Annotated in this window: 11 protein-coding genes; 6 read left to right on the forward strand and 5 right to left on the reverse strand. The window is 35.9% G+C overall.

Features of this window, described 5'->3' with window-relative positions; translation table 11 throughout:
- Window positions 1-61: 61 nt before the first annotated feature.
- The gene (locus L6469_RS02380) at window positions 62-967 is read right to left on the reverse strand and encodes a YitT family protein (protein WP_006282325.1); all 906 of its coding nucleotides are present in this window, start codon (window positions 965-967) and stop codon (window positions 62-64) included.
- 199 nt (window positions 968-1,166) lie between these two features.
- Between L6469_RS02380 and L6469_RS02385 the strand changes: the two genes are divergently transcribed.
- The 4 genes from L6469_RS02385 to L6469_RS02400 all read left to right on the forward strand — a co-directional run bounded on the left by L6469_RS02385 (window position 1,167) and on the right by L6469_RS02400 (window position 7,544).
- Complete coding sequence (locus L6469_RS02385; RefSeq protein ID WP_039870354.1) at window positions 1,167-2,921, forward strand: sugar-binding domain-containing protein; 1,755 nt, start codon at window positions 1,167-1,169, stop codon at window positions 2,919-2,921.
- Between the two features lie 313 nt (window positions 2,922-3,234).
- Window positions 3,235-5,148, forward strand: coding sequence for a hypothetical protein (locus L6469_RS02390; RefSeq protein WP_006282323.1), 1,914 nt, complete (start codon window positions 3,235-3,237; stop codon window positions 5,146-5,148).
- A gap of 34 nt (window positions 5,149-5,182) precedes the next feature.
- A complete protein-coding gene (locus tag L6469_RS02395) occupies window positions 5,183-6,304 on the forward strand; it encodes an OmpA family protein (RefSeq protein ID WP_006282322.1) in 1,122 nt (373 codons plus the stop codon).
- A gap of 85 nt (window positions 6,305-6,389) precedes the next feature.
- Window positions 6,390-7,544: a hypothetical protein gene (locus tag L6469_RS02400; protein ID WP_074802981.1), complete on the forward strand. Its 1,155-nt coding sequence runs from the start codon at window positions 6,390-6,392 to the stop codon at window positions 7,542-7,544.
- An 84-nt stretch (window positions 7,545-7,628) separates the two neighbouring features.
- On the opposite strand, the gene L6469_RS02405 is transcribed toward L6469_RS02400, so the two are convergent.
- From L6469_RS02405 to L6469_RS02415, 3 genes are all read right to left on the reverse strand, one after another.
- Window positions 7,629-8,663: a hypothetical protein gene (locus tag L6469_RS02405; RefSeq protein WP_223918697.1), complete on the reverse strand. Its 1,035-nt coding sequence runs from the start codon at window positions 8,661-8,663 to the stop codon at window positions 7,629-7,631.
- A 288-nt stretch (window positions 8,664-8,951) separates the two neighbouring features.
- On the reverse strand, window positions 8,952-9,770 hold the full coding sequence (locus L6469_RS02410) for a Cof-type HAD-IIB family hydrolase (protein WP_074802979.1): 819 nt from the start codon (window positions 9,768-9,770) through the stop codon (window positions 8,952-8,954).
- 6 nt (window positions 9,771-9,776) lie between these two features.
- On the reverse strand, window positions 9,777-11,039 hold the full coding sequence (locus L6469_RS02415; RefSeq protein WP_006282318.1) for a D-alanyl-D-alanine carboxypeptidase/D-alanyl-D-alanine-endopeptidase: 1,263 nt from the start codon (window positions 11,037-11,039) through the stop codon (window positions 9,777-9,779).
- A gap of 578 nt (window positions 11,040-11,617) precedes the next feature.
- Between L6469_RS02415 and ettA the strand changes: the two genes are divergently transcribed.
- Together ettA and L6469_RS02425 are read left to right on the forward strand one after the other, a co-directional pair.
- Complete coding sequence (gene ettA, locus L6469_RS02420) at window positions 11,618-13,315, forward strand: energy-dependent translational throttle protein EttA (protein WP_006282317.1); 1,698 nt, start codon at window positions 11,618-11,620, stop codon at window positions 13,313-13,315.
- Window positions 13,316-13,691: 376 nt separating this feature from the next.
- A complete protein-coding gene (locus L6469_RS02425; RefSeq protein WP_006282316.1) occupies window positions 13,692-14,558 on the forward strand; it encodes a hypothetical protein in 867 nt (288 codons plus the stop codon).
- 103 nt (window positions 14,559-14,661) lie between these two features.
- Here the strand turns inward: L6469_RS02425 and L6469_RS02430 are convergent, their stop codons facing one another.
- Window positions 14,662-16,122, reverse strand: a complete 1,461-nt coding sequence (locus L6469_RS02430; RefSeq protein WP_027453715.1) for a sodium:solute symporter — start codon at window positions 16,120-16,122, stop codon at window positions 14,662-14,664.
- Window positions 16,123-16,323: the final 201 nt, after the last annotated feature.

Consider the following 16,323-nt stretch of genomic DNA (forward strand, 5'->3'; position numbering starts at 1 on the left):
AATTGTGAAATAATTGCTATCTTTTTTTACATTTTTTTGTTATATTCTATACATTATGTATTTATTCTTTACTTTCTTTTTTGGGGGGTTGTGATTTATTATGGACCTTAAACTGGTCAAATCCTTCACCAACAACAGCTTGAACATTACTCTCTGTAACAAAGGCATTTGGATCTATTTCGTTTATGAGATTAAATATTATATTTTTTTCTCTACGCTTTGCCATAATGAAAAGCATCTTGACATCTCGTCCTGTATAGAAACCGTGTGCTTCTATAACAGTAGCTCCTCGATGTGGGTAAACAGCGATGCGTGATGCGATTTCTTTATATTTTTTGCTAATAATAAAGAACTGTACATTTTTTCTTCTACTTTCAAACACTTGGTCAACGCAGAAACTACTAACGCAAAGTACTACATAACCATAAATCACTTTTTCCCAATTGTGAAGAACAAGGTAGGATGAAGAAATGATAATAATGTCAATTATCATGATGATTCGTCCTAATGAAATATCACGATATTTATTAATAATCGCTGCTACGATATCTGTACCGCCGGAAGATCCATTATATGACAGCGCCAGACCAATTCCTGATCCGCAGAAAATTGCTCCGATTAGTGCGGCCATGAAGGGTTGGTCGGCCAACAAATGTTGGCTGGCAGCTGTTGTGCTGAAAAAGGATGTATAAAAGGTGAGGATAATAACGGCAAAAATGGTTTTAACGCAGAATTTCCAACCAAGAATTTTTAGTGCTATCAGTAATAAAATAGCGTTGATAACAAAATAGCTAGTCTGTGGTGGAATGCCTGTACCCCAATATAGTACACTGGCTATACCCGGTACTCCAGAACTGGTTATATGGTTTGGTAACAAGAAAAGGGTCCATCCCATTCCGTATGAAATCATGCCTATGGCAATCATTAGATAATCTCGGAGCTCTTTGAAAAGCATTTTATTTTCCATTTCTCTCTCGTATTAGCGTAGAAGTTTAAATTGCTGTACAAAGGTAGTGTTTTTTATATGTTATTCGATAATGTTTTGCTTAATTTTTTTTTATCTGTCACTTTTTTCTTTAAAATATTGACTTTTTGTTTCGCTTTATGAAGAATATCGCATTTTATTTATATTTTTGCGGTATATTTGAAACTAGTTTTATTTGTAAATGAAAAAATTATTACTTGCATCTTTTTTAACCCTGATGGGGATACCAGTCTTAGCTCAAGTACCTGATACGATCTCTTTTAATGAAACTTGGCTTTTTAAGATGTATCGTTCTGTAAACGTTGTTCCTCAAAATGTAATGAGTGCAAATTTTGATGATTCTCAATGGACTTTTCAGATGATGCCTGCACAATGGCGTGCTATTCCTCAAAAATGGGCAAAAGATAATGTCGTTGGTGTTTATCGTGGATGGGTTAAACTGTTGCCTGAATGGGCCAATAAGAGTACTCGTGTTATGCTACATGTAGGTAATAGTACGGCTCCAATGGATATCTATGTTAATGGATTTAAGGTGGGGATTACTTCTAAATATTATGCTACTATGGAGTATGATATTACGAAATATTTAAAAAAAGGCCGTAACCTTTATACTTTCATAATGAGTCGTTGGGAAAAAGGAGAAACGGTTTTACTTCCTGGTATAATTAGTCCTTCTTTTATTTATCGCTTGAAGAATGGTGCCGAGCCAGTTCTTAGTAAAATTCCTGATGAGGTAAAAAATGGAAAAGTCAAGGGAATTCCCGTTCGTATTATTGATAGGTTATCTGTAGAACCTCCTACGGGATGGGTTGAGTCTCCTAAGCATACTCGACGTACGATTGATTTGATCAAGCGACTCAATTATAATGCTGTTGCATATAATAAAGCTTCTTCTGAAAATTCGTTTATGGAGGCTTGTGAAAACAATGGTATAGCTGTGGTTCGTGCAGAAGCGCCAACCCAAGAATGTTTTATTGATGAGAGGGGACAGTTTACGGATGCAGGTTTACGTGCACTTCATCAAACGCAGTTGTTAGAGGCTAAGCTTGTAGATGCGTCTCATGTTCAAGTAAAAATTAGCAATAAGGATGTTTATAAAGATTTCAAAGGTCTGGATTTGATATGGCAGTTGTATGCTAATGGACATGTTATTGATCATGGTAGTATTCCTGCGGATCTAGTTCATTTGAGTAGTCGTGAATATGCTATTAGTTGTAAGCAAGACGAGGTACCGGTAAATGAGGAACTTATTCTTAAAATGATTTATCAGGACCATAAATCTGGTGATGTGTTTGGTTATGATCTTCTAGATCTTCGTCCATATAATGCCAGTGACGCAATTGCTAAGGGAGAGGCAAAAACTCAACAATATAGTGAGATGCGCAAGCCAAAATTGATTGACAAAGAGATGCTTGAAGTAACATGTGATGATTATACCGTAACATTCGATAAAACAACAGGTTATCTTACAAAGTATACGTTGTTTAATCATCATTATCTCACTGGAATTCGCCCTGCGGTTTCTTGCCATTTAAATAATATTACAGTTAGTAAGCCCGACAAGAAAAAGCCAACAGTTGTAGTAGTTCATTATAAAGGAGATGGTGATACACGTGATTTCACAATGACTTATTCTATTTCATTGAGTGGAGTATTAACTGTCAGCATAACAAACAATACTAGCATCCAGCTAGATTATACTCCGTATATGGATCAATTAGAGTATTATGCTAAGGGAGATATAACTCCTATATATTCACGAAAATATAATAGTATGGTTGCTGATGTGAAGTGGTGGGAACAGATGGAAGCCAGTGGTTATGGGTTACGTTTGATTTCAAAAGAAGGATTTGGAATAATTCCAGGTAAAACTAAGACTCAAATGACTATTGTTCCAACAGTTAAGAATTTTGCATTAAATTTATTTCGTAGGTAATTTTTGATAGAGAATAATAAGGTGTAAAGGTTGTTTGCTTTTGCACCTTTTTTATTTTAATAGACTATTACTTGTATAATTTAACTTATTGCCCTGATTTTATTCTTGATTTATAACATTAAAGTGTCTTTTTTTTAAAAAAAAGCAAATAAATGTTTGGATACTATTAAAAAAAAAATTAATTTTGTTCCCATATTGTAGATAAAAAGAAAATAAGTTAATGGGTTAAATCATGAAAATCATATTATAATCCATCAGATTTATGTTTAAGAAAAACATATATATTTATTATTAAATAAAAAATTTAAGTCAAATGAAAAACCGTTTTACTAAATTGTATCTTGCTTTTGGAGTTGTGTCTCTTACAGCAAGTACTTTCGTATCTTGTAAAGATTACGAAGGAGATTCAATTTGGAAAGAGAATGTTGCTAAGACTATGTCTCTTTTTGAAGCTTACAGATTACAACAGGATGCTTTAGGTAAGCAAGTTGTTATTAACAAAGATTCAATTTACACTCTTGCTCAAGCAATTGCGGCAAACAATCAAAAATTACTTGATCATGATGATCTGATTGCTGGTCTCTCTGAAGATTACAAAAATCTTTATAAAAAGGCTGTTGCAGATTCAGCAACTCTTGCTGCTGCAGATTCTTTAAATCACTTGCATGATTCTTTGGCAATTAAAGCTTTGGATGTAAAGGTTGATACTACAGTTGCTGCTTTGACAAAGGCTTATCGGACAGCAGATTCTTTGCTTCAGGATCAGATTGATTCTTTGGATGCTCGTGTAACCAAGATAGAAGAAGCTCTAAAGAAAAATGTAACAAGCGTAGAAATCAATGGTACATATAATCCAATCTATGGTACATATGCAATCCCAGCAGGTAATGTCCGTTCTACTATTCTTGGTACATTCTATGGTGATTTTGATGCTGTAAACTTCCCTAAGGCCGTATCTGGTGTTATCTCGACTTCCGAAGTAACCGGTGTAACAAGAGTCGGTGGTGGTGTTGTTGTAACTGGTGATGGAGCAACAGGTAATGCTGGTCGTCTTTATGCGACTTTGAATAATTGGAATGAGAATAACTTGGACTTTACTGGTAAGACAGGTGTTCTTGTTAAGACTAGTGGAGAGGTCGTTCCTGTTACTTTGTCAGAGGCAGCTAAGTCTTCTGATGAGTTGACATATGGTTATTCTCGTGCTACAGTAGATGTTCCTTTCTATTCATTCGATGCAACAATAAAGCCAGAGAATGTTAATGATGTCAAGTCTAATGTATCTCTTGAAAATATTAAGGAACTGGTAAGTGAAGTTAAGAGTGCAATTCAAAATAAACAGGTTAACTCTACAAAGATTGCAGGTTTGATTTATAACAACATCCATAATGTACTTCCTCAGTTGGCACTTAGTGTAAACAATGCTGAAAATTATGGTAATGCATTCTCTAACTCTGTTATTGCTGCAACAGCTATCAAACCTTTATCTTATACTTCATTTGAAAACTTTAACTATACTTTGAATCGTCTAAAGATTAACATGATCAGTAATGATTTGAAGTTAACATATAATGATGTTGAGATTGGTTCTATTACAGTTAATGAAGAATTGAAAACTGTAACTGTTGTCGATGCTAATGGTAATGAAATAGGTACAGCTTCAATTAAAGATTTCGTAGATGGTTTGCAGAATCAGATTAATAGTAAGTTGTCTGCTACAGCAAATGCATTGAATGAAAATTTGAGCCAGATTACGAAGTTCAATGATTTGATTAGTAAGGGTGTTGCTTTGCAGGATAAGTACAATAACTTTATTTCTCGAATAGCTAACTACATTAACAATGCTAATCATTATTTGCAGCCAGTTGTATTGGTAGCTAATAATAATACTTTCAACCAAGTTCCAACAACAGCTGTTGCTGGTGCTATGCCTGTAGCTAATGGTTCTAACCTTTACTTAACAACTTATACAGGTGAGATGTTGACTCCTGCTTACAAGAGATGGATTAAAGTTAACAAGGTATACAATTCAATAGCTGATGCTGCTACTGGTGAAAGTGGTACTGCTGTTACTTCTCAGCCTGCTGGATTCGGCGAAGTTTTTGATGGTTCTCAGAAGGTAGTTCAGATTAGTGGCTTGACTTCAGGTAAAGTTTATGAACTTGTATATGAGTGTATTGACTTCCATGGAAATATTGCAGCTACTAAGTTGTTTGTAATTGCACAGTAATTCACATTGGTAAAATTTTAAAGAAAAATCGATTATGAAATTTAATAATATTTTATTATCAAGTCTTTTGCTCATGGGCGTAGCTTCAGCTAACGCTCAAGAGCCAGCTAAGACTGTTTACGACTTTCAGCCACATTGGTTCGTACAATTGCAAGCAGGTGGTCAGTATACACTAGGTGAAACTAAATTTTCAGATTTACTTTCTCCAACTGCACAGGTAGCGGTAGGTTATAACTTTAATAAGGTATTCGGCATGCGTCTTCAGGCCAATGCTTGGCAGAGCCGTGGTGGTTGGAAGCTTGATGGTAACAAGTATAAGTGGAAATACAATTATGTTGCTCCTGGTGTAGACTTTATGTTCAACTTGAGTAATCTTTTCTGCGGTTTTAATCCAAATCGTGTTGTAGATGTTACCGTATTTGCTGGTGCAGGTGCTAACATTGCATGGAATAATGATGAGGCTCAGACTGTTTATGGTCAGATTGCTGCTCAATTGCCTTATAGTCAAGGCGTTGAAGGCCAGAATCTAGATTATCTTTGGGATGGTTCTAAAGTACGTTTCGTAGGTCGTGCAGGTGCTGATGTTGATTTCCGTGTAAGCGATCGCGTTAAGATTGGTATCGAGGTTAATGCTAATGTACTTAACGATCACTATAACAGCAAGAAGGCTGGTAACCCAGATTGGTACTTTAATGCACTCGCTGGTGTAAAGATAGCTTTGGGTAAGACTCATACAAAGCGTGTTGTTGAGGCTCCAAAACCTGTTGAGCGTATTATTGAACGTATAGTTGAGAAACCAGTTCCAACTCCTGTTAAGGAAGAAAAGAAAGTAGAAGCGCTTCGTAAAGATGTATTCTTTACAATAGGTTCTAATAAAATCTCAGCTACAGAGGAGGCTAAGATTAAGGAATTGGTAGATTACTTGAACGAGAACAAGGACGCTAAGGTTGCTGTTACAGGTTATGCAGATGCTGGTACAGGTTCTGCTAAGATTAATGAGAAAATTGCAGCTAAACGTGCTCAGGCTGTTGTAGCTATGCTTCGTGATAAGTATGGTGTTTCAGAAAGCCGCATTACTTCAGATTCTAAAGGTGCTTACATTCAGCCTTTCAGCGAGAATGATAAGAACCGTGTTTCTATCTGTATTGCTGAATAATCTTAATAGATTATAAACTTACAATACTCTGTCTGTTCATCTATTATAATGTTGCAGGCAGAGTATTTTTTTTAGTTATGCTCTTATGAAAAAGAAATTATTCCTATTATTTTTCAGTTTGTTGAGTTCTTCAACAAATTTTGCACAGGTGGCCACAGGATATTATCGTGTACAGAATGCTAATACAAAGCGATATGCCGCATTATATGATACCAAAGCAAAAGTAGATAAGCTTGCTACTAACGCAGATTTGTCTGCTATAAGAACTTATTATTATTATGATCGCATCGTTTCTGATCCTGCTTCGGTGATTTACATTGATAGCGAAAATGATAATTATGCTTTAAAGGTTCAGGGAAGTTCTACTTGCGAGATGATGGGTGAATATTCTCTGATTATTAAAAAGGCAAGTGCTATTGCGTATACCGCTTATGGTACTTATAACAACTATAGTGTGTATTTGTGTGATGAGGGGTTTGATGATGGAAAAAGCTTTTCAAGTGATGCTGATACTTTGGCATATATGGCTACTTCTGGTAATCTGAAATATTGGTATATCAATGCTATTAGTTCTGCTGATGATACCAATTATTTCGGTTTCAAGCCCGATTTAAAAGTGGGTAATGATTACTATCAGAGTTTCTATGCATCATTCCCATTCTCTTTTGCTTCCACTAATACTAAAGCGTATTATATAGATAAGAAGAGTGATGAGCGTGGAATTGTTGAACTTAAAGAGTTTACAGGCCAAGATTTACCAGCTTCTACACCAATGATTATTAAGAGTAATTCTGATAACCCTTCTGATAATCGTGTCAATCTATTGACATCATCTGTTACAGCTCCTTCAGATAATTTACTTACGGGTGTTTATTTTTGTTCGGTGCCTTCACAGTTTGTTTGGTATGATCAGATTTATAATCATGATAATTATGTAGAGAATAATCCAGCTACTATGCGTGTTCTTCAGGTACAAGATGGTGCATTAGTTTTGAAGAAAGTAGACTGGAAATATATTCCTCGCAATTCATTCTACATGTCTGTTTCTACCAGTGCACCTGATGTATATCGGGTTTTGTCTCCTGAAGATTATTTAACGGGTATTCATGCTGTAATTTCTGATTCTCAATCGGAGAAGGCTGGCGATGTATATAATCTTTCAGGTCAAAAAGTAGGGGACAATACTGATATATTACCTCATGGGGTCTATATCCAAAATGGTATAAAGATTTTGAAATAGGTATTTCATTTGACGACAATATATGAAAAAAGCCGTAAATCAGTGATTTGATTTATGGCTTTTTTCTAGTTTTATTTTTTGTGATTACCACAATTTACGACTAATTTTGAGATTGATGACAGGATAAACACCAAGTGTTTTTATAAAGTTCATTTTACTCTTTATACTATTCTTGTAATCTTTTAAATCGCGGGTCATATCGATAGTTTCTGTGCTATAGCTATATGAGCTAATACCTGTATCAGAATCAATAGATGCAGTTTCTATCGTTCTATCAATATATATGGCAGGTCGACCACCCCAAAACATGACACCTGCATCAATACCAATTTTCCAGTTATTGTTGTTTTTGGTCATTCGTCCAGAATAGCCGAAACCGATATATGGTTTTAATGGGTTAACCTTGGCTGTTGCACGGATATAACCAGCTTCATCAGGTTCGATATAACATTGTTCACCTGTTGATTTCAAGGTTCCTATGCTATAGTGCATTCTACCATAACTAATAAATCGCTCAGCCATTTCTTCATTGTATACATCCATGTTATTGACATGATAGAAAGGTTCATTGTTAATAGATTTCGTATACATATTGTTATAAAGACCTACAGCGAGAGTTGTTATCATGTCATCTTGGGATACCTGAGAATCAGCAAAAGTACTATTTCCCCAATAGATACCTCCTGTTAAATACCAATTCTTATTCTTAAAGGGATGAACGTCTACCAAAACGCTGAAATTGTAGAATTTAGGACGTGCTTCCATAGTAAGGTCTTCGTCTACAGTGAATCCTGTGTAGTCTTTCATGGTAGCCTGAAGTTTATCAAATTTTGTTTCCACGCGGTTGCCTTGTTCGTCATATTTAGATTCAGGAGTATCGCCTACCTGAGCCGTAAAATGCATATTATACAGGAAATGGGGCATAAAAGAGAAGCCTGCGCGTATGCCAACTACTTTTGATAATTTGGTAGAAAGCTCTACACCGATACCTGTAGTACCAGCTGTCATATTCAGGTCTATATTATTAAAAGCCTTTGGCTGCTGGTCATTCTGTTGGGCTATAATAGGAACAGACGTGAACAAAATTACTAAGCTAAGAAGAATGGTTTTTCTTGTCATTTTATTTTAGGTTTTATATTATTTCACAAAATTAGGTACAAAGATACATAAAAAAGTGAAAAATTTAGTTTATTACTAAAAAGTTAATAATTTTTAGTTATAAAAGATTGGAAAATGACCCTCACGGGCAATTTCCCAATTTTTTACTAATAAAAATAATCTAATAATATTATATTTCGGTTATATTTCTTATTGATTGTATTTTGCAAATATATAAGAAAAAACCCTCAAAGTGGGGTAATTTCTTTCACTTAGAGGGTAATTATTTGTAAAAAAGAGGTTTAGTTTCTATTTTACTATATTTGTGATAAATTTTTCTACTACATGGGCCACACCATCTTCTTCATTAGAGAGAGTAACATAGTCTGCTGACTGTTTTACTTCTTCTGCAGCATTGGCCATTGCTACACCAAGCCCAGCATATTTTATCATGCTTAAGTCATTGTAGCCATCTCCACAAGCGATAATATTTTCACGTTTGATACCTAGTTTTGTTATCAGCCGTTCGAGTGATTGTGCTTTGTCTATGCCTAGTGGTACACATTCAAGGAAAAAATCAGCAGAACGGTACACGCTGATTTTCCCTTCCATTTCTTTAGCCATGTGCAGTTCAAGTTTGTGAAGTGGGATAGGATCGCCTACGACAAGGCATTTATTGATAGGATATTTTATTTGATGAAGAAAATCGTCATATTGTTCTACAGGCATTTTATTGATGAATGCCTCATGCTGTACGTATTGATCGTTTTTATTGGTCGCGGCAATACCCTCACCTTGATAGGTAAGAATATGCATACCTGCATTTCTTGCTTTTTGATAGATCTGAGGTACCAATTCCTCATTCAGTTTCTGCTCGAAAAGTACTTCATGATTACTCCAGTCGGTTATCTTTCCACCATTAAATGACATGATAAATCCACCATATTTGCCAATTTCTAGTTCGTCGGCTAGTGGAGTAATACCATAAGTAGGTCTTCCGGAAGCCAGAACCACTCTTACCCCCATCTGTTGTGCTTTCATTAAAGCAGTTTTTGTCTTAGGTGTAATTTCCTTTTTTGCGTTTGTCAGTGTGCCGTCTAGGTCGAGCACAATCATTTGATATTTCATATTTTTTTATTTTACAAGTACTTGAGCTAGTTTACTTTGTAATACATGTGCATCTAATACAGACATTTCGCTATCCATGATTGCAAAAGCCAAGGTGTGACCGTTGGATGCTTTGCAAAATCCTGCAAGACTACTGATGCCATAAGGGTGTGACAGGGTACCTGTCTTAACATGTAATTTACCTCTTAGTTCTGGCTTACTTAAGAGTCTTCTGGCTGTTCCGTTTATTCCTGCTACTGAAAGGTGAGTATATAAATTTTTTCGGATAGCATTGTCCTTATAGCCATAGCGTAAGGCTGTGACTAAGGATTTAGGTGAAAGATGATTATGGGTACAGAGACCACATCCATCATGTATTACTAGCTTCTTGTCTTTTAGGCCTAAATCATTCTGTACAAACTTATATAGATAATTTATTCCAGATCGTGTAAACGTGCTGTCTTTAGCATTGATATGGTTACTGATGGTATAAAGCATGGCAGTAGCTTGCGTGTTAGAACTATTTTTCCACATACGCTGTATCACACGGTCGATGCTTCGCTGAAAACGAAAAATGCATTTTGAACCTTTTGGTGTTTTACTAAAAACAAACTGAGAATCTGCTAATTGAAAGCCTTGATTACGCAGCATGGTCTTAAATTCATTTTTAACACGCTCTTTACCCTTGTATAATAAACCGTACTGTGAGAATGATAAGTCCCATGGATACCAGTGAGGCTCGGCTGTTACAGGTTTCTGGATGGTCAAATCCATATATACTTTTCCCGATAGTTTTTTTATACCTTTCCGGTGAAGAGCATTAATAAACATCTTTAAATCTGTACCTTTCAATTGTGGGTCGAGATCTGCTTTCAATGTAATGTCGCCTTGTAGAGTGTCATTTTTAATGGTACCTCGAGTATAGATGTCTGTTGTATAGCGATAATCTGTACCCAAAAGGTGGAGTCCAGCAATACCACTGATGAGTTTCATACACGATGCTGAAGGTAAAGCAAGATTTTCGTTATTGCCATATACCGGTTTGTTGGCTGTTATATCATAAACATAAATGGCAAATTTGCCCTTACATCTAGGTTTGTTGGCAAATTCATCTAAATTATCCTTCAACTGTTGGTCTATTGTAATTGATTGACCACTATACTTGTTGTTTTCTATCTTCTTTGTATTCTCTTTATTTCCACATGCAGACAAAACGAAGAGAGATACCAGTGAAAGAGTGGTGATACGTATTTTGCTGCTTTTGAAATATTTATTATTAAATGTATACATTGGTTCTATTTTTTTGTGTCACAAATATACTAAAAACATATGATACTCGAAAATCCAATCTTTTTTTTTAGTTTTTATTTACTCATCCTTTTTTATGCTTAAGTTTTTTCTTGTTTTAATAGTTTTCTTTTTAGCTATTGGTATTTTTCTTGCTTTTTTTGAATTTTGTTGACATGTATCGTCTTGTGATTTGCTTACTTGGAATTGCCATGATAGAATGACTCAAATATACAAATTGTGCAGTATTTTATATCTATTTGAAAATCAATAGTTTATGCGTTTTAGCTTCGTCAGTTTAATACATGCATGCCAAAAGTATAGTGTTTACGACTCATTAGTATAGTGTTTACAACTCAAAAGTATAATGTTTACGACTCAAAAACATGGTGTTTGTCTGTTCAGAACAAAAGTTGAAGATATCGTGTATTTTGTTTTAATCAAACAAGCACATAAATCTATCTTTTTTACTTTAAAATATGTTCAGTCAATCTATTGAAAATAGTGGTAGACTCAGAAAATTTTCGTATATTTGCAAAAGTTCGATATGATATTCAAAATATAAATCCAAAAATATATACATGGCAACAGTAGACGACAAGAAGATTATCTTCTCCATGGTGGGTGTTTCTAAAATTATCCCACAGAACCAGAAACAGATTCTGAAGAACATTTATCTCTCGTTCTTCTATGGTGCAAAAATTGGAATTATCGGTCTTAATGGTGCAGGTAAATCTACTTTGATGAAAATTATTGCAGGTCTGGAACAACCTACTCAAGGTGAGGTGGTTTGGAGTCCTGGTTATAGTGTAGGTTATCTGCCACAAGATCCTCCATTGAATGAGGAAAAGACCGTTAAGGAGAATGTTATGGAGGGTGTACAATATGTGTATGATGCCCTTAAAGAGTATGATGATATTAATGTGAAATTCGGCCTGGAGGAATATTATAGTGATCCTGACAAAATGGATCAGTTGATGAAGCGTCAGGCGGAAGTACAAGATATTATTGATGCAACAGATGCTTGGAATATCGATTCAAAATTAGAACGTGCAATGGATGCTCTTCGCTGTCCGCCTGCCGATTGGTCTGTAGCTAACCTTTCAGGTGGTGAACGTCGTCGAGTAGCACTCTGTCGTTTGCTTTTACAAAAACCTGATGTCTTATTGCTTGATGAGCCTACTAACCACTTGGATGCAGAGAGTATCGACTGGTTAGAACAACATTTGCAGCAGTATGAGGGTACCGTAATCGCTGTTACTCACGACCGTTACTTCCTTGATGATGTGAGTGAGTGGATTCTAGAACTTGACCGTGGTGAAGGTATACCTTGGAAGGGTAACTATTCTTCTTGGTTGGATCAGAAAACCAAGCGTATGGCTCAGGAAGAAAAGTCTGCTTCTAAGCGTCGTAAGACTCTTGAGCGTGAGTTGGAGTGGGTTAGAATGGCTCCAAAGGCTCGACAGGCTAAGGGTAAGGCTCGTCTGAATAATTATGAGCAGATGCTTAATGAAGAACAGAAAGAACGAGATGAAAAACTTGAGATCTTTATCCCTAACGGTCCTCGTCTAGGTAATAAGGTTATCAATGCTCAGCATGTTCAGAAGGCTTTTGGTGAGAAAGTGCTCTTTAAGGATCTCAATTTTATGCTCCCACCAAATGGTATAGTCGGAGTTATCGGTCCTAATGGTGCAGGTAAGACTACCTTATTCCGTCTTATCATGGGCTTAGAGACACCTGATGGAGGTCAGTTTGAAGTGGGTGAGACCGTTAAACTTGCTTATGTAGATCAGCAACATAAGGATATTGATCCAAATAAAACGGTTTATGAAGTAGTATCTCAGGGTAATGAAAGTTTCCGCATGGGTGGACGCGATGTGAACAGTCGTGCATACCTTTCTCGTTTTAACTTTGCAGGTACTGATCAGGGTAAACTCTGTAGTGTTCTATCTGGTGGTGAGCGAAATCGTTTACAGTTGGCTTTGGCTTTAAAGCAAGAGGGTAACGTCCTTTTGCTTGATGAGCCTACCAATGATATCGATGTGAATACTTTGCGTGCTCTCGAGGAAGGTTTAGAAGCCTTTGCTGGTTGTGCCGTTGTTATCAGTCATGACCGTTGGTTCCTCGACCGTATTTGTACACATATTTTGGCTTTTGAGGGTAATGGTGAAGTCGTCTTCTTCGAAGGTGACTATTCTGAATATGAAATCAACAAGGCTAAGCGTCTAGGTAACGATGAAATCAAGAAAACCCGTTATCGTAAGTTGATGGAAGATTAAGTTTGACGTTAATTTGAAAATTTTGCCTATAGAATAACTGTTTGTTGACAGAATTCTATAGGCGTTTTTTGTTGATAATTTTATAGGATATTGCTAAGACATCGAAGTGTGTTTTTAGGATCGAAATTAGGTGTAATATACCTAAGATGAGCAACTTACAGCTTATTTTTTTGTAATTTATTCTTTTTTTTATTGTTGTTATTAAAAAAAGTAGTATATTTGAACAGTGAATTATAGATATCAGAGAAATTGGAATTTGGTTGAACTATTTATGAAAATAGCAAGTATAGAGGTTTTTTAATTTTTAACTTCATGAAGTACTTTATTTTGTATCCATATTCTCTTATTTTAGAAACAATATAGTTGTAACATTTTTATGAAAAAAATTATTTTTGGCTTCGCTTTAGTATCGTTAGTTTTGAGTTCATGTACCAATAGTACAGAGACAACTTCACAAGCCGAAATTAAGGGAGTAGAGTATGATAATGCCTTTATCCAGATATTTGGTAAACCAAACTCTTCATGGAATATGGGTGGTTTCAAGAGTGCAGATATGTCTGTTAGCGATGACGTGCTTGATTTGACAGAATTATTTGGGACAGATAATTCTGCTAGTGCTAAGACTAATACTACACGTGCTTTTTCTGGTGAAGACATAGATTGGACAAGTGGTCAATGGAATGTTGTGGAGCAGGGGCACGTATATCCAGGTAAAGCAAAAGAAGAAATTCCTTTTAAGTACAGAATCTTAGTTGAAGATCTTGGTTCTTCTTCTAAAAACGATATGGACTATAATGATGCAGTATTTAGTGTAGCATGTGTGAAAGGTAAATATAAAGTTCCTGGTACAGGAGAAAATACAGGATACCAGCCTGGTGTATGGCTCTTTGTCCAGATTGAGGCTGCTGGAGGAACTTTGCCTATTACTGTTGATGGCAACGAAATTCATAAACTATTTGGTGTGTCAACTTCTCAGATGGTAAATACAGAAGCGGGAAAGCATGATGCTACGAGTTCTATATTGATAGTCAAGAAGGTTGCTGATAATATTACTACTTTTGATTTCAATAATGATATTCCTGTTGTGGTTACTTATGCTGATGGTAGTAAAAGTGTATTGTCTACTACTTTAACAGGTGTGCCGCATAAACTTTGTGTTCCATATAGCCATGATTGGGCAAGCGAGAAAGTTGCAATCGATGATGCTTTTTCTGATTGGAAGGATATTTTAGGAATTAAATAAATTTGTTTAATGGCATTTTATACGAGTAATTATATAATCTTAATCAAAGGTTAATCTTATAAGGTGTATAAAAGGATTTCAGCAGAGTCGCTGAAATCCTTTTTTATGCGTTCTTAAATCTTATTCTTAGATGGCATGCAAGAAAACCTATGAGAAAGATGGTTGCGGTTCCACATACGATTGTGAGATAATTGTGGATGTGGGGATTAGGTAGATGAAGCCATTCAAAAGCACTAATCCAGGCTATAATTAAAATGCCGCAAATAGTGCCGATAGCTGCATCGACATTGCATGCTCTCTTGCTAACAAACCCGAGTAAAAAGAGACCGAGCATACCACCACTGAAGATACTGCTCAGTTTCCACCAGGCATCAAGTATATTGGCTACATTGATCATCAGAATAGCAATGCACATACCTAGTAAACCGATTATTAAACCGGATATCTTAAGTATTGCTAAGTAGTGCCACTCTTTGGCTTTTGGTAAAAGAGGCTTTACATAGTCGGTTAGTACGATGGTAGACGAACTTGTAATACCGGTAGCAACTGTACTCATACCCGCTGCAAAGATGGAGGCGATAAGCAGTCCTGTTATACCGTGCGGTAGCTGATGAACTATAAAATAAGGGAATACATAATCGCTCTTGATACCTTCACTTGGTAATAGATTAGTATGCACTTGATAGTAACTGTATAGTGATGTTCCTATAAGGAAGAACATGCCAGCTACAGGTATCAGTGTCCATGTGCTCTGTTTTACAGCACGGCGAGCTTCTTCAAGAGTGTTGGTGGTATGATAGCGTTGTACATAGTTCTGATCTACACCAAAGTTCTGTAGATTCACAAAAATGCCATAAATCATACAGACCCAAAATGTGGATGTCGAAAAATCAGTTAGTGAGAAACTGCCAAGCGAAAATTTATGGTTGCTTATAGCAATGGAAAATACTTGCTGCGGACCTTCCGGCATCTCGAAAAAGATAATAATAAGACAGGTGAAAGCACCAATAATCATAATCGTAGCTTGAATAGCTTCTGTCCATATAACCCCGCGTATACCACCAAGTATTGCATAGAAAATGATAGCTATAGATGTGAGTATGATCACAGTTATGATATTCCATCCTAAGAGCATATTCATAGGAAGGGCTAAAAGAAAAATGATAGTGCCGATACGAGCAATCTGGGTAAGAAGATAACAGAATGACGCGTAGACTCTAGCCCATCGGCCAAATCTTTTTTCTAAAAATCCATAAGTGGATATACTATCTTGATTACGATAGAAAGGAACAAAGTATCGACAAGCTATCCAGGCTGCAATAGGTATAGCTAAATCGAACACAAAAGGATTCCAGTTGTGCTCGTATGACATGCCGGGATTGCCTAGATAACTAATAGAACTGATATAGGTAGACAATATTGATAAACCTACTACCCAGGAGGGAATATTACCTCCACCACGAATATAATCAGATACAGATGTCTCTTTGTGATAAAATGAAGCGCCCAAGAAGACTATACCAATTGTAAATGCAAAGAAAACAACTAGATCGATAATTTCAATCATATATTTTTATTTTGTGCAAAGGTACAAAATATTATGAAGAAAATGCTATATTAATACCGATATCGTGTATTGCCACGTCCAAATGTGGCTGAAAGTAATAGGCCTGCTATAAGTATGAGTAGACAAATTGGGAAAAAAAGAACTTGCACGAGGTTTTGTGCCCATGTAAAATGTGCTATACAATAATTAATAATCACT

This window comes from Segatella baroniae B14, from assembly GCF_022024235.1.
Classification (GTDB): Bacteria; Bacteroidota; Bacteroidia; order Bacteroidales; family Bacteroidaceae; genus Prevotella; species Prevotella bryantii.